The organism is uncultured Porphyromonas sp. (assembly GCF_938046015.1).
Classification (GTDB): domain Bacteria; phylum Bacteroidota; class Bacteroidia; order Bacteroidales; family Porphyromonadaceae; genus Porphyromonas.
On record NZ_CALIXW010000036.1, the window covers coordinates 49,454 to 69,080 of the forward strand.

At 62.8% G+C, this 19,627-nt stretch carries 15 protein-coding genes; 2 read left to right on the plus strand and 13 right to left on the minus strand.

Annotation, left to right across the window (positions count from 1 at the left end; all coding sequences use genetic code 11):
* Window positions 1–17: 17 nt before the first annotated feature.
* Genes upp through Q0248_RS04255 form a run of 4 tightly spaced genes read right to left on the minus strand, consistent with a single transcriptional unit; the run spans window position 18 to window position 3,265 of the window.
* A complete protein-coding gene (upp, locus tag Q0248_RS04240) occupies window positions 18–671 on the minus strand; it encodes a uracil phosphoribosyltransferase (protein WP_211789250.1) in 654 nt (217 codons plus the stop codon).
* 45 nt (window positions 672–716) lie between these two features.
* On the minus strand, window positions 717–1,940 hold the full coding sequence (locus Q0248_RS04245; RefSeq protein WP_299320092.1) for a class I SAM-dependent rRNA methyltransferase: 1,224 nt from the start codon (window positions 1,938–1,940) through the stop codon (window positions 717–719).
* A gap of 16 nt (window positions 1,941–1,956) precedes the next feature.
* Window positions 1,957–2,727 (minus strand): 3'-5' exonuclease, encoded by a 771-nt coding sequence (locus Q0248_RS04250; protein WP_299320093.1) that lies wholly within the window; start codon window positions 2,725–2,727, stop codon window positions 1,957–1,959.
* Window positions 2,678–3,265 carry a DUF5063 domain-containing protein gene (locus tag Q0248_RS04255; protein WP_299320095.1) on the minus strand — a complete coding sequence of 196 codons (588 nt, stop codon included), beginning with the start codon at window positions 3,263–3,265 and terminating at the stop codon, window positions 2,678–2,680. The genes Q0248_RS04250 and Q0248_RS04255 overlap by 50 nt, the downstream gene beginning before the upstream one ends.
* A 591-nt stretch (window positions 3,266–3,856) precedes the next feature.
* Between Q0248_RS04255 and ruvA the strand changes: the two genes are divergently transcribed.
* Together ruvA and sprA are read left to right on the plus strand one after the other, a co-directional pair.
* Window positions 3,857–4,480, plus strand: a complete 624-nt coding sequence (gene ruvA / locus Q0248_RS04260; protein ID WP_299320098.1) for a Holliday junction branch migration protein RuvA — start codon at window positions 3,857–3,859, stop codon at window positions 4,478–4,480.
* A 5-nt stretch (window positions 4,481–4,485) separates the two neighbouring features.
* Entirely contained in the window at window positions 4,486–11,496 is a 7,011-nt protein-coding gene (gene sprA, locus Q0248_RS04265; RefSeq protein WP_299320101.1) for a cell surface protein SprA, read from the plus strand.
* 329 nt (window positions 11,497–11,825) lie between these two features.
* Here the strand turns inward: sprA and Q0248_RS04270 are convergent, their stop codons facing one another.
* The 9 genes from Q0248_RS04270 to porV all read right to left on the minus strand — a co-directional run bounded on the left by Q0248_RS04270 (window position 11,826) and on the right by porV (window position 19,247).
* Window positions 11,826–12,962 (minus strand): endonuclease/exonuclease/phosphatase family protein, encoded by a 1,137-nt coding sequence (locus tag Q0248_RS04270; RefSeq protein WP_299320103.1) that lies wholly within the window; start codon window positions 12,960–12,962, stop codon window positions 11,826–11,828.
* An 18-nt stretch (window positions 12,963–12,980) separates the two neighbouring features.
* Window positions 12,981–13,448: a 2-amino-4-hydroxy-6-hydroxymethyldihydropteridine diphosphokinase gene (gene folK / locus Q0248_RS04275; RefSeq protein ID WP_299320106.1), complete on the minus strand. Its 468-nt coding sequence runs from the start codon at window positions 13,446–13,448 to the stop codon at window positions 12,981–12,983.
* 20 nt (window positions 13,449–13,468) lie between these two features.
* Entirely contained in the window at window positions 13,469–14,530 is a 1,062-nt protein-coding gene (gene queA / locus Q0248_RS04280) for a tRNA preQ1(34) S-adenosylmethionine ribosyltransferase-isomerase QueA (RefSeq protein WP_299320109.1), read from the minus strand.
* Between the two features lie 23 nt (window positions 14,531–14,553).
* Entirely contained in the window at window positions 14,554–15,285 is a 732-nt protein-coding gene (gene truB / locus Q0248_RS04285) for a tRNA pseudouridine(55) synthase TruB (protein WP_299320112.1), read from the minus strand.
* Between the two features lie 6 nt (window positions 15,286–15,291).
* Entirely contained in the window at window positions 15,292–16,125 is an 834-nt protein-coding gene (gene uppP, locus Q0248_RS04290) for an undecaprenyl-diphosphatase UppP (protein WP_299320114.1), read from the minus strand.
* On the minus strand, window positions 16,122–16,367 hold the full coding sequence (locus Q0248_RS04295) for a DUF3098 domain-containing protein (RefSeq protein WP_299320116.1): 246 nt from the start codon (window positions 16,365–16,367) through the stop codon (window positions 16,122–16,124). The genes uppP and Q0248_RS04295 overlap by 4 nt, the downstream gene beginning before the upstream one ends.
* 66 nt (window positions 16,368–16,433) lie before the next feature.
* Window positions 16,434–17,312, minus strand: coding sequence for a permease-like cell division protein FtsX (locus tag Q0248_RS04300; RefSeq protein ID WP_299320118.1), 879 nt, complete (start codon window positions 17,310–17,312; stop codon window positions 16,434–16,436).
* Window positions 17,313–17,550: 238 nt separating this feature from the next.
* The gene (ispF, locus tag Q0248_RS04305) at window positions 17,551–18,045 is read right to left on the minus strand and encodes a 2-C-methyl-D-erythritol 2,4-cyclodiphosphate synthase (RefSeq protein ID WP_299320120.1); all 495 of its coding nucleotides are present in this window, start codon (window positions 18,043–18,045) and stop codon (window positions 17,551–17,553) included.
* Window positions 18,046–18,080: 35 nt separating this feature from the next.
* Window positions 18,081–19,247 carry a type IX secretion system outer membrane channel protein PorV gene (gene porV / locus Q0248_RS04310; RefSeq protein ID WP_299320122.1) on the minus strand — a complete coding sequence of 389 codons (1,167 nt, stop codon included), beginning with the start codon at window positions 19,245–19,247 and terminating at the stop codon, window positions 18,081–18,083.
* Between the last annotated feature and the right edge of the window lie 380 nt (window positions 19,248–19,627).

Below are 19,627 nucleotides of genomic sequence, written 5' to 3' on the forward strand. Positions count from 1 at the left end.
AAGGGCGGTGTGCTGGACTAGAGCTTCTCGCCGTAGGCTAGGTCGCCAGCATCCCCGAGTCCGGGGACGATATAGGCGTGCTCGTCGAGCTGAGGGTCAATGGCTGCGACCCAGAGGGTGATGTTGTCCTCGGGGAAGAGCTGCATGAGGTTGTCCACTGCCTGCTGGCTGGCGATGATGGAGACTAGGTGTACCTCGGCGGGCTTCCCCTTGGTCAGCAGCGCACGGTACGCTAGCTCCATGGAGCTCCCCGTGGCGAGCATGGGGTCTACCAAGAGGAGGGTCTTACCCTCGAGTGCGGGGGAGGCGATGTACTCGATGAAGATGTCGAAGTTCAGTCTATCCTTGTACTTGCGGTAGGCCGAGACGAAGGCGTTCTCCGCCTTGTCGAAGTAGTTGAGGAAGCCCTGGTGCAGGCTCAGCCCCGCGCGGAGGATGGTGGCGATGACGACCTGGTCGGAGATCTGGGCGCAGCTGGCTACGCCGAGCGGGGTACGTACCTCGCGCTGCGTGTAGTGAAGTCGCTTGCTCAGCTCGTAGGACATGATCTCGCCGACGCGCTCCACGTTGCGGCGGAAGCGCATGGAGTCACCCTGTACAGTGACGTCACGCATCTCGGAGACGAAGTGACAGAGGAGGGAGTTCTCCTCGATGAGGTGTTGGACGCGCATAGTGCTTGTGTTCCTTAGTCGTTGAGGGGATGGAGAGGGGCTACTCTATTCAACGTAGAGCACGAGCCCCTTGAGGTATTCGCCCTCGGGGTGATAGATATTGATGGGGTGATCCACGGGCTGCGTCAGCTGGTGCAGGATGCGCACGCGGCGTCCCGAGCTGGCTGCGGCGGTGAAGACCGCTAGGCGGAACTCCTCCTTGGACACCGCCTGCGAGCAGCTGAAGGTAAAGACGATCCCGCCAGGGGCTACCTTCTTGAAGGCAAGGGTATTGATCTTGCGGTAGCCCATCAAGGCATTGCGTAGCACCTTGCGATGCTTGGCGAAGGCGGGGGGATCAAGGATAATCAGGTCGTAGGCATCCTGGGGCATCTGCTCCAGGTATTCGAAGGCGTCCTGCGTGATGGAGCGGTGGCGTGGGCAGTCCTTGCCGAAGTTCAGCGCGACATGCTCCTCGGTGAGGTACATCGCCTTGGCCGAGCTGTCCAGCGAGTCCACCTGCTGGGCTCCCGCATGGAGGGCGTAGATGGAGAAGCCGCCCGTGTAGCAGAAGGCATTGAGCACGCGACGGCCTGAGGCGTAGTCCGCGACGAGCTGGCGGTTGTCGCGCTGGTCGATGAAGAAGCCCGTCTTCTGTCCCTTGAGCCAGTCGGGGATGAAGCGTATGCCGTGCTCATAGACGGGCTGCGCCTCGCTGTGGCCGATGAGGAAGCCATCCTCGGCCAGCTCGCGCAGCTCTTGCGTGGGTAGCGTCGTCTCGGACTTGTAGTAGACGGCCTCCAGAGGGATGGGAGCACCTTCGCTCTGGTAGACCTCCATCAGGACCTCGGCGAGCGTCTGGCGGATGAGGTGCATCCCTAGGCTGTGAGCCTGCATCACGGCGGTGCTGCCGTAGACGTCGATGATGAGTCCAGGTAGGCCGTCACCCTCGCCATGGACGAGGCGGTAGCAGGTATTGGGGCACTCCGTCCCCTCGGGGCGCAGCAGGTGACTACTCAGGCGCAGGCGTAGGGCCTCACTCAGGCGCTTGTGGTAGAAGGCTCGGTCAATCTCCGTCGAGGGCTCGAAGGTGAGCATGCGTACGGCGATGCTCCCCGAGGCGTAGTGCCCGAAGCCGTGGCTGGTGCCGCGGCTGTCGCGTACCTCGACGAGCGAACCTTCACTGGGCTGCCCCTCGATGCGGGCTATAGCCCCAGAGAAGATCCAGGGATGGAGGCGCTGTAGGGACTCCTCCTTGCGAGGATGTAGGTGTACAGTAGGGTACTTCATAGCTGGATGATGGGGGCTAGAGCAGGGCAAAGTAGACGGGGGAGGGGTTGGGCTGCTGACGGAGCTCCAGGAAGATGCGCAGCGCGGCCCAGGCATCGAGGGCAGCGTAGTGGATCTGCGCGGGGCTAAGCTCCTTGGCCTCCCAGTTGCTCATGCGAGAGGCCTTGCTCATGCGCTCCTTGAAGAGGATGGCGTAGATCTTCTGCAGGCCGAGCTCGCGTATGCCGTAGCCGAAGCAGAGCTTCTGCAGCTCGACAAAGGAGCCGGGCTCGAAGGGACGCAGACGTCTCAGACAGCGTACATCGTCCGAGAGGCTCAGGCCGATCTTGAGGATCTTCTCATCCGCGAGGAGGTTCGCCAGGGCTACGGAGAAGCCGATGTGGTTTAGGCGGAAGAGGTAGCAGTCCGTCGGGGTAGCTATCTGCAGCAGCGATACCTCGTAGCGTATGCCCTGCGTGAAGCTCGGGCGCGTCTCGGTGTCGATGCCGATGACCTCGTGGCGGCGTATCTTGGCGATGGCCTTGCGCGCCTCCTCCTTGTCGGTGATGACGTGCAGGGGGACGGGGCACTTAGCTATGGGGAGTGCCTCGAGTTCGCTCTCGAGGATATGGCTGGGGTAGAGGTAGGGTGGGTGGAGCTGTACCTTGGGCTGCTCCTTGCGGCGCTTCTGCTCCTTGCTCTCGGCCCCCTCTGGGCGCTCGGTGCGCTGAGCCTTGGAGCTGCTGCGCTTGCTGCTTTTAGAGGTACTCTTCGTCCTCTTCGTTGTCGTCTGCGTAGTCTTCGTCATCTTCTTCTAGTCGGAGTAGCTGGGTGTAGGTGCGATGGAGTGAGGTCAAGGCCTCGAGTAGATGTGCTCCCCAGTATTCTCGGAAGTAAAGGATACAGCGCCCGATGGCTGCCGGTAGTGCCCGCTCGTTCTCGTCGCGCAGCACCCCGAGGAGGTTGCCCACCTGCTGGTAGACATCGGCCAGATACTCCGATACGAAGACCGCCAGCGGCGTATCGCTGTACTGCATCTCCTCGCTCTGGCAGGAGAGGAAGCTGTCGTCCTCGTCCAGCAGGGAGGCGATACCAAGGCGTATACGCTCGTAGCTCTCCTCGCTGACGAACTCAGGGACGAGGCCTTCCTCCGCATTATATAGGTAGTCGGGCAGTCGGAGCGTCGCGTAGTAGAGTTGGGGGAGTAGGCTGAGTGCCTGCTCGATGAAGGGGCGCTTCTCTAGGGAGCGTCCCTCGAGAAGGGCAGCCGTCTTCACCCCAAGGGCAGCAAACTCTAGGACCTCGGTCGTGTAGAGGGTCCCGGTGACTTGTTCCTTTGATTCCATAACGTCTGCAAAAATACCGCTTATTCCGCTAATACTCCTTGTCCTAGCTCAGCGCCGAGGTCTAAGCCCCCTCCTCTCCTGGTTGGCTCGCCCCTATGAGCGGCCGAAGAGCCGTGCTCAGGCAGGCGGAGCGGAAGCCTCAGCCTAGCGCTGTGCGGGTAGGCCGAGACGGGGGCAAGGCGCCTTACTGAAGCCTCACAAGGAAGCCTCGAAAAGGGTACCGCGAGGCCCCAGCCTAGCCCCAGCTCCGTGGGGGATATCCCTCAGCTGCGCCACTGGTAGCCCTCAGCCCCGTCACTGATATCCTTCACACACCCTCCCCCTTATATCCCAGCAGCGCCTAGCTATGGACGTCGCTCTCGCCTCTGTGTAGGGGCAGCCTCGGATCAGTCCTCTTTTTGCCTGCCTAGAGCAGACTAGGGACTGAGCTGCCTCGCGAGGCTGTCTTGCTCCCTTCCTTATTATAATGTAGGGGAGCCGCTGCTGCTCATACGGCTACCCTTGGCACTCCTTTAGCGCTTGAGGCGGCGACATAGTGCGCCTATTTGGCTATTTTTGTGCCTACTCAAGGATACGACTAATCTCACCTCTATGATTGCTTACCTCAAAGGACTATATACCGAGCTGAGCCCTACGGCTGTGACCGTGGAGTGCGCGGGCGTCGGCTACGCTGTCTCCATCTCACTGACGACCTACTCTGCCCTGATGGGGCAGCGTGAGGGACGGCTGCTCATCACGGAGATCATCCGTGAGGATGCCCATCTGCTCTACGGCTTCGCTACGAGCGCCGAGCAGGAGCTCTTCCGTCATCTCATGAGCGTCTCGGGCGTCGGGCCCAATACGGCGCGCATCATCCTCAGCTCTTACCCCCCGATGGAGCTCAATAGCATCATCACCCTCGGGCAGATCGAGCCGCTCAAGGCCATCAAGGGCATAGGGCTCAAGACCGCTCAGCGCATCCTCGTCGATCTACGTGGCAAGCTGCCCCCTATGGACGAACTGCCCTCGGACGAAGCCCGTCCCAGCGGCGCCCCCGCCTCTTCGCGCTCGCGTCAGCAGCCGCTCGATACCGCCACGCCCAGCGAGGCCATCAGCGCGCTCAAGATGCTGGGCTTCCCCGAGGCCGCAGCACAGAAGGTCGTACGCCAGCTCATCGCCTCCGATCCCACGATCTCGGTCGAGGAGCTGATCAAGCAGAGTCTCAAGCTCCTCTAGAGCGCGTGCGTCGGGGCTGGGTCGTCTATGTCGTCTGTCTCGGGCTGGGCCTCGCGCCTAGCTCGCAGCCCTCAGCGGCGCAGCGCTTAGCTAGCACCCCCGATAGCACAGCTCTCAGCCTCAGCTACCGAGGCGGACTCCTAGAGCAGCGCTTCGTCTACGATCCCCGCACGCAGCTCTATCTGCTGACCAGCTACGTGGCGGGGCAGCCCCTCGGCGACGCCGTGCCCTATACTCGTGAGGAGTATCTGAGGCTGCGGGCGCAGTGGGGAGAGGCACGCTACTGGGCGGAGCTCAATAAGGAGGGAGGTGTACGGGCGCAGGGCTTCGACCTGCTTAGTCTGCGTCCGCAGCGGGTCTCGGCTATTGATCGCGCCTTTGGCCCAGGAGGCCTGCAGCTAAGCCTCCAGGGTTCTGTGGAGCTAAGGGGCGGTGTGCGCAGTGTCCTCAATCCCAATCCGCTGCTCAGCCAGCGGGCGCGTCGGAGGGATGATTTTGACTTCGGCGAACAGATACAGGCCAGCCTCGATGCTCGTCTCGGGACACGCCTTGGGCTCAAGCTCCACTACAATAGCAGCTCTACCTTCAGCGTCGACAGCCGACAGCTACGCCTGCGCTATGAGGGCCGTGAGGATGACATCCTGCGCTTCGTCGAGCTGGGGCAGGTGCAGCTCCAGTCACGCAATAGACTCATTCATGGCGGTGGCTCGGCGCTCGGGCTGCGGGCGCAGATGCAGCTGGGACGCCTGACGGCCGACCTGCTGGTGAGCCAGCAGCGCAGCCAGCTACATACGCTTCAGGCGCAGGGCGGGGTCCAGACGCAGGAGTTTAGCTGCCGCTCCAGCGACTATGATGCCTCGCGTCACTTCTTCCTCTCGGGCTTCTTCCGTGCACGCTATGAGGAGGCGCTGCGCCAGCTGCCCCACGTCCGCTCCTCGGTGCGCATCACGCGCGTCGAGCTCTGGGTGACGAATAGGCGTGGGGACTACAGCGCCTCGCGTAGCCTGCTGGCGCTGGCACAGCTCGCCGATCCCGCCCAGAGTGATACGCGGCAGCCCCCGCACAACGAGGCGGGCTTGGGCTACCGCAGGCTCAGTGCCCTGCCGCAGCTCCGCGGGCAGGGGGGCGTCGAGACGACGCTGGCGGGGGTCGGGCTACGCTCCAGCTGGGACTACGAAGCGCTGGAGCATGCGCGACGCCTCGAGCCTAGTGAGTACACGCTGCAGCCTGAGCTCGGCTATATCAGCCTCAAGACGGCGCTAGCGCCCGACGAGGTGCTGGCGGCGGCCTTCGAGTACAGCTATGAGGGACGTATCTATCGCGTGGGGGACTTCGCCAGTGGCGAGGCGAGCCCTCAGGGTGGGCGGCTTTTCGTCTCGCTCCTCAAGGGGACCGAGCCGAGCCCCGAGACGCCCTACGGCTCCTTGATGATGCGCAATGTCTACCGCATCGGCTCGGGGACGACGAAGCTGGAGCCTAAGGGCTTCGAGCTCGAGATCAACTATCAGGATGCCGCTACGGGGCTTAGCCTCCCTTACCTAAGTGAGGGTCCGCTGAAGGGGCAGGCGCTACGCAGCCTCCTGGGGCTCGACCGCCTCGACCGTAGTGGGGCGCAGCACCCCGATGGGCACTTTGACTTTGTCGAGGGCTACACGGTGCGCAGCAGTGAGGGGCTTATTATCTTCCCCACGCTGGAGCCCTTCGGCAGCACCCTCGAGGGGCTGCTGGGCTCTGAGCCTTGGAAGGGGCGCTACAGCTACCCCGAGCTCTACAGCCAGACGAAGGCAGAGGCTGCGCGTGCGACGGCCAAGGACAGATACCAGCTGCGTGTGCGCTACCAGGGACGTACCCTCGGGGAGCTCGACCTCGGGCGCCGTGAGGTAGACCCCGAGTCGCTGCGTCTACGTGCTGTGGGGCAGGAGCTGAAGCCCGGAGTCGACTACCTCCTCGACGCCAGCGCGGGTAAGGTGCGCATCCTCAACCAGCAGCTCCTCGAGAGCAATACCACCATAGAGGTCTCGCTGCAGGGCGCCGCCGAGCAGGCGATGACGCGCCGCAACCTCGTGGGGCTGGAGCTTAACTATGAGCTCAGCAAGCAGCTGAAGCTGGGTGCGACCCTCATGCACCTCAGCGAGCAGCCCGGGAGTAGTTGCCTCAGGGTAGGGCAGGAGCTGCTGCGCAATACCATGTGGGGGGCCCATCTGAGCTACGAGGCCGAGAGCATGCGCCTGACCGACTGGCTCAATAAGCTCAGCTGGGGGCACTTCACCGCGCCCTCGCGCCTCCAGCTGACGGGGCAGTTCGCCCAGCTCCACGCGGGGGCGGGGACAGACGGCTATGATGATGGGGCAAGCAGCTTGGATGACTTCGAGCAGGCACGTAGCGGCATCGACCTGATGAACCCGATGAGCTGGCACCTCGCCGCTACCCCCGTGACACTCAGCCCGCACTCGGGGCAGGGGCTCGAGGCCAATGGCGAGCGAGCACTGCTCTCGTGGTTCAGCATCGACCCGATATTCTCCCAACACCGCAGCAGCCAGACGCCCGCCTACATCCGCAATAATCCTGACCTCGTCAGCAACCACTTCGTCCGCGACGTGCTGAGCTCGGAGCTCTATCCCTACCGCGAGCAGCTCCTTAGCCAGGCGAGCTATCTCCCGACGCTCTCCCTTAGCTACTACCCTCGGGAGCGCGGCCCCTACAACCTCAATGCCGCAGCCCTCACCTCCGAGGGCTATATCGCCGAGCCCGAGCGCAGCTGGGCGGGGATCACGCGGAGGGTAGACCAGACGGACTTCGACCAGGCGGGGATCGACTACCTTGAGTGCTGGCTGATGGATCCCTTCGTCTATGAACCTAGTGCCCGTGGAGGCTCGCTCTTCATCAACCTCGGGGAGATCTCGGAGGATGTCCTTCCCGATGGCTACAAGGCCTATGAGAACGGCCTCCCCCTGACCGACGATCCCGCCTCGACGCGCAGCACGCTCTGGGGGCGCGTCTCCACACAGCCCAGTGTGGGCTATAGCTTCGCTACCTCTGCCGAGGGCCTGAGGAAGCAGGACGTAGGCCTTGACGGCCTTGCCTCGGAGGCCGAGCAGAGCCATCCCAGCTACGGCAGTTACCTCGCCCAGCTGCGCAGCCGTATGAGTGCCGCGACCCTCACGCGGTGGGGACAGCAGCCCATGAGCCCGCTGAGGGATCCCGCAGGGGATGACTTCCACCACTACAGAGGCTCTGACTACGATGCCGCTCAGCTACCCATCCTCGAGCGCTACAAGTACTACAACGGTACGGAGCGCAACTCGACGGATGCCGACTATGCGGCCAGCGCGAGCCCCGACACCGAGGATATCAATAGAGACAATAGCCTGAACGAGGCCAACCGCTACTACGAGTATGAGGTCAAGCTAAGCCCCGAGGCGCTGCGTGTCGGGCAAGGCTTCGTCGTCGGCGAGCGTAAGGTCGAGGTGCAGCTACGCAATGGGCAGACCTCGGAGGTGCGCTGGTACCAGCTGCGTATTCCGCTGCAGGCGCCCACGCGTCGCGTCGGGGGCATCGAGGACTGGCGTAGCATACGTTTCATGCGCCTGTACCTAAGGGGCTTCGATAGGACGACGCAGCTGCGCTTCGGGGCACTCCGTCTGATGCGGGGCGACTGGCGCGCCTGGCAGGGGAGCCTCGGAGAGGAGCAGGGGGCGTCAGCTACCGCATCTCCGAGTGCAGAGGATGGCGGCCTGCTCGTCTCCTCGGTCAATATCGAGGAGCATGGCGACCGCCGACCGATCAACTACGTCTCGCCTCCCACCAGCGCCCGTCAGCTGGGGCAGCGACTAGGGCAGAGCCAGCTGCAGAACGAGCAGGCGCTCTCGCTCCAGCTCCGTGAGCTCGAGCCGCAGCAGGCGCGTGCCGTCTACCGCAGCGTGCAGTACGACCTCAGACGCTACGGCCGCCTGCAGCTCTTCGTCCATGCCGAGCAGCTCCTCGAGCAGCCGACGGACACCCAGGACGATGAGCTGCAGCTCTTCCTCCGCCTAGGCTCGGACTACACGCGCAACTACTACGAGTACAGCCTCCCGCTCAAGCTCACTGCCCCAGGCCACTATGCCAACGAGCTGGCCTCTGACCGCGCTCGGGTGTGGCCCCTAGCCAATATGATTGACCTTGCTCTAGAACAGTTGCCACGGCTCAAGCAGCGACGCAATGCCCTCGCGGCTACCCGCCCCGAGCAGCTCTATCGGCGCTACAGCGAGCCCGACCCCGAGCACCAAGCGGCCCAGTGGAGCGTACTGGGCAACCCCAGCCTAGCGCATATCCGCTCGCTGATGATCGGTGTGCGCAACCGCTCGGGTCAGGTGCGTAGCGCCGAGATATGGGTCAATGAGCTCCGTGCCAAGGACTACAGCGCTCCTAGCGGCTGGGCTGGCAGCGGACAGCTAGGCCTGCAGCTCTCGGATCTAGGTACGGCTAACGTCAGCGCGCACTATCAGTCGGCGGGCTTCGGCTCTATTGACCAGGCGCGCGCCCAGCAGTCCTTGGAGTCACGCAAGAGCCTAAGCCTCTCGCTACGAGCCGACCTAGGGAAGCTCCTTCCGCAGGGCGTGAAGCTCCGTGCCCCCATCTACTATGCGCTCAATAGCGAGGAGGCTCGCCCCGAATACGCCTCGGGTGAGGATGACCTTCGCCTTAGGGAGGTGCTGGACGCCGCACCGACGGAGGCGGAGCGGCGAGCCCTGCTCCAGCGCAATCAGCGTGGGCGTAGCAGCCAAAGCCTCTCACTGACGGGACTTCGCCTTGAGCAGCGCTCTCGCAAGGCCATGCCTTACGACCCAGCCAACCTTTCCCTTAGTTTTACGCAGAATAGCAGCCAGGAGCACAGCCCCGAGACGGAGTACCGCCGCACGCTCGACTGGCAGGGTAGCCTCAACTACGACTATAGCCCGAGCTGGGAGGCCTGGCGCCCCTTCCGTAGCCTCTCAGGCGCAGGAGCCTGGCGGCAGTTCCTCAGACAGTACGGCCTCAAGCTGTGGCCGGAGAAGCTCAGTCTACAGACCAGCATGCAGCGCCACTACGATGAGGAGCAGCTGCGCAGCATCACGCCGCAGGGCGTAGAGCCTAGCGCCGTGGCAGCTAGCTGGTCGCAGCTCTTCCTCTGGAACCGACGTCTAGACCTCAGCTGGACGCCCCTCACCGACCTCCACCTTAGTCTACAGGCGGGCACCGATACGCGTATCGAGGAGCCGCACCGCCAGGTCAATCGTCAGCTCGACCCCGATGGCTGGCGGGTCTGGCGCGACTCTGTCCTGCAGAGTATCGCCGCGGGAGGCACGCCGCTGCACTACGGGCAGCAGACGAGCCTCAGCTGGCAGCTCCCGACGACACGCATCGCGCCGCTCTCCTTCCTCACGGGGCAGCTCAGCTATCACGCTAGCTATACCTGGGATCGGGGTACGCTGCTCCCACTGGAGACCGAGCAGCTGAGCAATAGCCTAAGTAATGAGGGAAGTACCGAGATGCAGCTGCGCCTGCAGCTGCGCAAGCTCTATCAGCAGATCCCCTACCTGCGCCGCCTCGAGCAGCGCTATGGCTCGAGTGCCAGCGGCAAGCCGCAAGGAGCGACCTCCTGGCTAGACCGACTCGTCTACACCCTCCTGATGCCGCGGGAGCTGAGCCTCCACTGGCGGCAGAGCAGGCACAGCCTCGTCACGGGCTATCTACCCCTCATTGGGAGCCTAGGGGGGCAGGCACAGCAGGCTGGTGGAGGCCTTAGCCCAGGGCTGCCCTTTGCCCTCGGGCTAAGCACGCTCGAGACGCTGGAGCAGTTGGCGCGTCGTGGAGAGCTCGTGGAGGACGCTAGCTATGCCCGCCCGCCCGTCTATAGCCTGACGCGTAGCCTAGACCTCAAGGCCACCCTGCAGCCGCTGCGCGACCTCACGATCACCCTCACGGCGAGTCATACGCGTACCGAGCGCGCCGAGCTCCAGTACTACTACCCCGAGTCCCCACGGCTCTATGGCGGGGACTTCACGATGACGACGATTGGGCTACGAGGCTTCTTCGCTCAGCCACGCCTAGAGGCTGGCTATCGCTCGGAGCGCTTCGAGCGCTTCCTCGACTATAGGGCGCGGATCGCAGAGCGGCAGCGTGCCCGCAGTCCCGAGCCCTTGGCGCAGCTGGAGACGAATGACCCTGCGGTCTTGATCCCCGCCTTCCGTGCCGCCTATGGCCTTGCGGGAGGAGCCGAAGGGGTGAGCCTCGAGGCACTGCCAGGCCTTGGAAGTCTGCTCCCTAACTGGAACATCTATTATTCGGGACTCAGTCGTCTGCCGCTCCTCAGCCGCTATCTGCGGAGCGTCGTCCTACGCCATGCCTATCGCGGCGTCTATACGGTCGGGGCTTACAATAGCTTCGGTGACTGGCAGGGCACGCATCCCGACGGGCTGGGACTACGGCCTCAGACGGAGGGCCGAGCACCGCGCCTCAGCTACGCCTATGACCTTGGGAGTGTGGCGCTGCAGGAGAGCTTCTTCCCGCTGATAGGTGTGGACCTGAATTGGCTCAATGGTCTTGGGCTCAGCACGCAGTGGCGCCGCAGTCGCGGCCTCGTGCTCGGGTTGAGCGCCCAGAGTATCGTGGAGACCTTCTCGGACGAACTGGCACTAGATCTTGGCTATAAGGTGGCTGATCTGGCCGAACTCTTGCGACCCGGGCGCAGCCGTCGATGGAGCCCGAGAGGGGCTGTAGGTCGCGGCCTTACCCTTAAATCCTACTATAGCTACCAGCGCAGCCTAAGCCTTATCCGTCGCATCCAAGAGCTCTATACGCAGAGCCTTGCGGCGACGGACGAGCATCGCGTGCGCTTCAGCGCCGAGTACGAGCTGAGCAACCTTGTTAGTCTGCGCGCCTACTATGAGTGGACCCGCAGCCGTAGCCAGGTCAGCAGCTATGCCTTCCCCATCACGCTGCGCAGCTACGGCCTCAGCCTGCGTCTCTCGCTCCCCACTTCGCTAGGGCGCTAGGACGAGCTCGGTGCTGCTGCCTGCCGCTACCTTTGCCGCCTTCCTCCTCTGTGTGGGGGAGGAGGTCAAGGCCTCGTAGCTAGCAGTACCTAGGGTTAAGGGGGCGGGCTGCTGAGAGATATCAGTCACGGTGCTGAGGAACGTCTGTCAGCGCTGTGATGGATATCAGTGAGGAGGCTGATGGATATCCTTCACGGGAGCTTCGACGAAGCGCTTGCTTTTTCCTTAGCTTCATGCTAAGGCAAGTATCCCATATCCTTTTGTGACCTAAGGCAGGCTCTGAGCCTTAGTCCTCTAGCGCGTGGTGCGAAGGGGAGGCCCTAGCCTGGCTACTTTGTGGGCTCGCTGGGGAGCGGGTAACTGAAGCCTGCGAGCACGGGGTAGTGGTCGCTGTAGCCTCCATGGTAGTAAGTGCCGAGGTAGCTCCGTCGTGGGCGGGGAAAGTCGCTTCGTGCCTTGCTCTCCTCCCCGAGCCAAGGGAAGAAGACTACCCTGCTGGAGTGGGGCAGGTACCGTAGCCCCTTGGGCTCCTGCCCTAGGAGTGAGGCGGAGGCAAGGATCTGATCAAGGTAGCTCCATATCCCTTGATAGCAATAGCTCCCCGGGGGCTCTCCCTCGCCTTGCCGCGGCTGTAGGTAGTAGAGCTTCGCAGGCGAGGCTTGTATCGCAGCATCGGATGGATAGGGTTGCGCTCCGAGGATACGCCGCGTCGGGGCTTCGTCTGGAGAGCCATTGAAGTCCCCGAGGATAAGGATATGGCAGCGAGCACCCTCCGCCGCTTGCTCGAGCAGGGGCTGGCAGCGTGCCGCCAGGAGCGAGGCGGCATGATCTCTATAGGGCTGGCTATGTCGCGCCCCGCCTCGTCGTGAGGGCAGGTGGCAGACGAAGATGTGGAGGCTGTCGCCAGAGGGGAGCCTCCCGAGGGCATGGAGCAGGGGGCGTGTGGCTAGTGGCTCGGCCCCAGGAGGCTGTAGGTCGATTTGTTCCCAGCCAAGCAGCTGGAAGGCCGAGCGGCGGTAGAGCAGGGCGACGTCTATCCCGCGCCGATCCGCCCCCTCCGTGATCAGGTAGCTGTACTCCTCAGAGAGGCGCGTCTGTAGCCGAAGGAGGTCCTCCAGACAGCGGGCGCTCTCGACCTCGACGAGGCTGATGAGGTCAGGCGAATAGAGGCCATCGTGCGCCGAACTGATGACGGTGGCTACCTGCATGAGCTTGGTGTGATAGCGCGTCTTCGTCCAGCGGTAGCTCCCCTCGGGGAGGAAGTCTTCGTCTGCCTTAGAAGGGTCGTCCTCGGTGTCGAAGAGGTTCTCCACGTTGTAGCTCATGACCCAGAGCTCCGCGCGCTGCTGGGCCGCCCCTCCCATACTCCCTAGAAGGAAGGCGAGGAGGAGTAGGCTAAGGCGGAGGGCAGAAAGGAGGCGAAGAAGGGGGGAGGCTTGGGGCGCAGGGGTTGTGGTGTCGTTCATGGCTAAGGTGGGGGTAGCCTAGCGCTGAAGCCTGCTGTAGAGCTCGGCGATGCTGAGGCCTAGGACGGGGTGGTGCAGCGTAGGGGCGAGCTGCTGGAGCGGCTCGAGGACGAAGTCCCTCAAATGCATCAGCGGGTGGGGGAGGGTGAGGCGGGGCGTCTCGAGGACGAGGTCGTCGTAGATCAGGAGGTCTAGGTCGATGGGGCGGTCTTGGTAGCCAGCCTCCGAGCTCTTCGTCCTGCGTCCGAGCTGTCGCTCGATCTCCTGTGTGCGCTCTAGGACTGCTAGCGGGCTGAGCTCGGTCTCCAGCTCCAGCACGGCGTTAAGGAAGGGATGGGGGCTTGAGAAGCCCCAAGGAGCGGTCTCTATATAGCCCGAGCAGCCCGTGACCCTCCCGAGGGAGGCATCACAGGCTGCTCGTGCTGCGTCTAGAAGGGCCTTGCGGTCGCCTTGGTTACTCCCGAGGGCAAGGTAGAGCTTCGCCATGGGATGCTTAGCGGTAGGCCTTAGTCGAGGATGAACATCGCGTCGCCGTAGGCGCCGAAGCGGTACTTCTCCTTGATGGCTACCGAGTAGGCGTGCATGACGTGCTCGTAGCCACCGAAGGCCGCGGCCATCATCAGGAGGATGGACTTCGACATGTGGAGGTTGGTCACCAGGCGATTGGGGACGTTGAACTCGTAGGGGGGGAAGATGAAGCGGCTGGTCCAGCCGTCGAAGGGCTTCATGTGGCGCTGCGTGCCCGAGGCCGTCTCCATAGCGCGGAGGGTCGAGGTACCGACGGCACAGATATTGCGTCCCGCATCGCTGGCCTTATTGACGATGGCGCAGGCCTCCTCGGGGATGATGATCTGCTCGCTCTCCATCTTGTACTTCGTGAGGTCCTCGACGTCGATGTCCCGGTAGTTGCCGAGGCCATTGTGCACGGTGATGAAGGCCTTGTGGATGTCGCGGATCTCCATGCGCAGCAGCAGCTCGCGGCTGAAGTGGAAGCCTGCTGCTGGGCCGATGACAGCACCCTCGTTGCGAGCGAAGAGCGTCTGGTAGCGCTGCGAGTCGTCGCTCGTAGGCGTGCGGTTCATGTACTTAGGCAGCGGAGTCTCGCCCATGCTGTAGAGCATCTGGCGGAAGGTCTCCTGGTCGCCATCGTAGAGGAAGCGCAGCGTACGGCCACGTGAGGTCGTGTTGTCGATGACCTCGGCCACGAGTTCGTCGTTCTTGCCGAAGTAGAGCTTGTTGCCGATGCGGATCTTACGAGCGGGGTCGACGACGACGTCCCAGAGCTTGAGGGCGGGGTTGAGCTCGCGTAGGAGGAAGACCTCAATTTGGGCGCCCGTCTTCTCCTTATTGCCGTACATGCGGGCAGGGAAGACCTTGGTGTCGTTGAAGACGAAGACGTCATCCTTCTCGAAGTAGTCGAGGATGTCCCTGAAGTGTCGGTGCTCGATCTCGCCCGTCTGGCGGTGCAGGACGAGCATACGGGCATCGTCGCGGAAGGCAGCAGGCTTCTTGGCGATGAGCTGCTCGGGGATGTCTAGTTCGAAGTGACTTAGCTTGGTATCCTTCATATTGTATCTTCTCTGTTTCTTGCTTAGTTCGTGGCGCAGGCAGCGGCTTCTTCGAGCGTCATCACCTGCTCGTGGAGGAAGCGCTCGAGCTCCTCGAGGGTGATGCACTGGTCTATGCTGTAGTCACCCACACGGGTGCGTCTGAGGTCGGTGAGGTAGCCTCCCGAGCCTAGCGCCTGTCCGATATCACGCGCCAGAGCACGGATGTAGGTACCCTTGCTGCATAGTACGCGGACCTTGAGATCAGGGAGCTTGCACTCCAGCAGCTCCAGCTCGTCGATGACGATCGGCTTGGCCTTGAGCTCGAAGTCGCGTCCCTTGCGGGCTAGGTCATAGGCGCGGCGGCCATCGACCTTGACGGCGGAGAAGGTCGGCGGCACTTGGTCTATAGGGCCGACGAAGCGCTTCAGGGCCTCGGCTACGAGCTCGGGGGTGATGTGCTCAGCGGGGAAGTGGGCATCGGGCTCACTCTCGCGGTCGAAGGTCGGGGTCGTCGCCCCGAGGCGGATGTCCGCTATGTACTCCTTGCGTCCCGCCTGTAGCTCCTCGATGCGCTTGGTGTGGCGTCCCGTGCAGAGGATCATTACGCCGCTGGCCAGCGGGTCAAGAGTGCCAGCGTGGCCTACCTTGAGCTTCTTGATGCCCAGATAGCGGCAGCACTCCTTGCGTACCTTATTGACGAGCTGGAAGGAGCTCCAGGTGAGAGGCTTGTCTAGCGCGAGGGTAGCTCCAGCTACGAGGTCTAGCTTCTGCATGGAGGCTTAGCTGAGCGAGAGGTCTGCGCCTAGGAGGAGCGCCAGGGCAACGATGAGTGCCAGGGCGATACGGTAGTAGCCGAAGAAGCGGAAGCCGTACTTGCTGACGAAGCCGATAAAGAACTTGATGGCCAGCAGCGCTACGAGGAAGGCAACGACATTGCCTACGAGGAGCGTGTCCCAGTTGTCGCGAAAGACCTCTACGCCGAGCTCTTTGTACAGCTTGTAGCCCTTGAGCAGCGTAGCCCCTGCCATCGTGGGGATGGCGAGGAAGAAGGAGAACTCGGCTGCCTGGCGGCGCGTGAGTCCCTGCTGCATACCCCCGACGATCGTGGCCATAGAGCGCGAGACCCCAGGGATCATCGCCAGGCACTGGAAGAGCCCGATGATGAGGGCGTTCTTAGGCTTGAGCTGGCGCTCGCCGTGCTCAGGGAAGAGGCGGTCGATGTAGAGCATGAGGATACCCCCGAGGAAGAGCATCACGAGGACGACCCAGGTGCTACCCAGCAGCGTGTCGATATAGTCATTGAGCAGCAGCCCCAGCACTGCGGCGGGGATACAGCCTAGGATCATCAGCCCGTAGAGCGACCAGCCACCAAGGCTCGTACTGCTGTCGGGCTTCAGTCCAAACATAGGGAAGGGAAGGAAGCGACGGAAGTAATAGACCAGCACCGAGAGGATGGCGCCGAACTGGATCATCACCGTGAAGGCCTTGAGGTAGGGCGTGCTCTGCATGCCCAGGATACCCTCGGTGAGGATCATGTGCCCCGTAGAGGAGACGGGGAGGAACTCGGTCAGGCCCTCGACGATGGCGAGGATGAGGCTCTGTAGGATTGTCATGCTGCGTCCTCTCCTCCTTCCTGATGATGCCCACGGGTGCCGCCGGCAAGAATCGCATAGATCATCAGCACGAAGCCGAGGACACAGATGATGGGCGCCACGACAATGCGCTGCGCGCTGAAGATCTCGGGGCTGAAGGCCGTCGGATCAGTACTCTTACCTCCCGCCATCAGGAGGAAGCCCACGAGGATGAGGAGCACGGAGGCTCCCATCAGGGCGTAGTTCTTCTTGCTGTAGAGCATAGCTTAGGGATATTACTTGCTCAGCAGGGGAGGACGCATGGGCGCTCCCCGCTGCATTCATTGAGTCTAGAGGAGATGGATCTTGGCCTCCTCCATGTGGATGTACTTACGCGTGGCGATCCAGGAGGAGAGGCAGCTGACGAGGACCCCCACAAGGAAGACGCATAGGGCGATGATGCCCAGCTGGAGCGGGCTGCAGAGCTGGAGCAGAGCGTAGCCGAAGATGTCCTGGCTGAACCAAGCGAGCCCCGCGATCAGTCCGAGGGCAATGACGCCTCCGCCCAGCCCGTCGAGCATGGCGCTACCGATGAAGGGGCGACGGACAAAGCCCGGGCGTGCGCCGAGGAGCGACAGGGTACGGATGCGCATGCGCTGTGAGTAGATGACGAGCCCCGTGGCCGTATTGATCTGGAGGAAGCTCACCAGGAGATGGAGGCCGAGGAAGGCCCAGAGGATGTAGCGGATGGTCTGTAGATTGCGCGCAGCGCTACTCCACTGCGTCTGCTGGTCGCTGTAGCCCTCGGAGCGGCGTAGGATGGGCTCGCGCTTCATCAGCTGCTCGAGGCTGTCGGGATGGGTATAGGCGGGCTGCAGATAGATCTTCATCAGGGGCTGCAGCGGGTTGTAGCCCAGTAGCTTGGTAGGGTCCTCCCCGAGGAGCGAGGACAGGGAGCGCGCGGCGCTATCGGCAGAGATGAGCTCTACGTGATGCACCCAGGGGGCCTGCTGGAGCTGGGTGATGCTGGCCTGAGGACTGGCTGCCTCCTGCTCGCTGAGCTCTATGGTCAGGCTCATGCGGGACTGGATGGAGGAGCTGAGCCCCTGCTCGAGGGCATAGACGAGGCCGAGGATGCCGAGCATGAAGAGGGTAAAGGTGATGCTGATGAAGCTCAGCAGACGTGCGTAGCGCAGCGTCGAGGATTGTTTGGCTTTGGGGGCACCCATCTGTATGGTTTATTCCGTGTTCGCTTACCTTCTAGTTCGTGCCCCTAAGACTCTATAATAGGGGCAATTTGCGCACAAAGATAGTCATAATTGCTGGGATAGTGCGCGGGGTGCTTGCCCTAGCGGTGTGCGGAGCCGTGTCACGGCGCTGCGCGTGGTGAGGTGCGGGGAAGGAGACAGCCCCCAGCTGAGGAGCTAGACCTCGGCTGGGGGCTGTGCTGTCTGTGGGGGCTACCTGCTAGAGCGCCTCGCGTAGGGCGATCAAGGCTGTCGCGTAGGCGGCCATCCCTTCGCTGCGCCCGACGAAGCCCATGCGCTCCGAGGTCGTAGCCTTGAGCGAGATAGCCCCGACCTCAAGGCCCATGATGTCCGCCATCACCTGACGCATCTGGGGGATGTGTGGGTTGATCTTGGGGGCTTCGGCGGCGATCGTCGCGTCGATGTTGCCCAGCTCGTAGCCCGCCTCACGTACCAGCTGGCATACGCGCTGGAGTAGGATCTTGCTGTCGATGCCCTTGTACTGCATGTCCGTGGGGGGGAAGTGGACGCCGATGTCGCCCAGAGCTGCGGCGCCGAGGAGGGCATCGCAGACGGCGTGCAGCAGGACGTCCGCGTCGGAGTGGCCCTCGAGCCCGAGTTCGTGGGGGATCTTGATCCCGCCGAGCCACAGGTCATAGCCTGGCTCGAGGCGGTGCACATCGTAGCCGAAGCCAGTACGGAATGGTATCTTCATCACTTTACTTGATAGGGTGGTGTTGCGTGTGGACTTTACTTGAGGAGCTCGCGCAGACCTTCGTAGTCGAGGCCTAGGGATAGGCGGAAGGTCTGGTCGAGCGGATTGTGCTTGATCGTGCTGATGAGGTAGGAGGCGTCTAGGCGGAAGGCCTTGAGGCGCAGCCCTACCCCCGAGGTCAGTGCCTGTAGGTTGCCCTTGGTGGGGTGGAGGTAGCTATAGCCCAGGCGGACATAGAAGCGCTGGTCGAAGCTGTATTCTGCCCCGAGTGCCCAGCGCACCTCGTGGAGCTCCTCCTTGAGGCCGTCGGGGGCATCGCCTAGGCTGCGGAAGATACCCGCGATGGAGGAGGTATCGTAGTAGCGCTGGCGTGCGGCGGCATCGTCGCCCATGATGGGACTCGGGACGAGCAGCTTGCTGGCCTCTACATGCAGGGCTAGGCTGTGCACCTGGTCGATCGGGTAGCTGAGCCCCGTGCCTAGACTGAGTTTGGTGGGGATGAAGGAGCTGGTCAGTCCGTCGTCGAAGCTCATCTTCGTCCCTATGTTGCTTAGGTTGAAGCCCAGCGTCCAGAGGCTCTCGGTCGCTCCTATGCGTAGATCCCGCTGCAGGTAGCCTGCGACATCGGCTGCGAAGGCCGAGGCTGCACGCTGATCCCCGCTCCCGTCGAGGGCGGAGTGCATGTAGCGTAGGGCGACAGCTAGGGCGAAACTACGGCTGAGGGCTCGGGAGTAGCTTAGGTCGAGGGCGTACTCGTTGGGCCGTACATCCCCGAGGCTATTCCCCTGAGCGTCGTAGCGTACCTGCGTGCCGCTGGCGAAGTAGCGTAGGCTCGCCCCCACGGCCTGCGCTGTCTCGCCGCCGAGGCTATAGTAGCCGCCCAGCTGCATCAGCGCGATGCCGCTGGTCAGGCGTGAGAGCCAAGGGGTGTAGCCGAGGCTAAGACCTGCACGCTCGGGGAGGAAGGCGTACTTGGCGGGATTCCAATGCTGGGCATAGACGTCGGGTGTCGTCGCCACGCCCTGATCCCCCAGGGCGGCACTGCGCGCATCGGGGGCTATCTGTAGCGAGGGCATCGCCGTGAGGATGGGGCGGTAGACCTCTGTCGTCTGCGCTGCGGCTCGCTCAGCACCGAGGACGAGCCCGAGGGCGAGGAGGCTGTGCTGGAGCACGACCTTATGCTTTGGGATAAGTCGCTTCATATATTAATGTAGGGATGACTCGTGTCGCGGCGAGCCCCAGAGCAGGGAGCCCGCTTGACGAGACAAAGATAAGCCATTTCCCTAGCCCCATGCTAGCAGGAGGTACTCGGGCCACCTTGACTCCTTATTATATATTGCTGCGCTGCGTCGTCTGTAGAGCGAAGCGATGGCCTTGGCTTCGGTTCCTGCCGCGAGAGAATGCTCCCACCGCTCAGCTAAGCCGAAGCGCCCGCTATCCACGCTCTGGAGAGGGCGACTCCTAAGGGTGTCTGAGGGCAGGGATAGCCGTGGCCGAGTTGCCACCCTAGTGGGGCTGAGAAAAGTAATATAATATCTAGGGAAAAGTAATATAAACTTTTGGATGAAAGTAATATAACTTC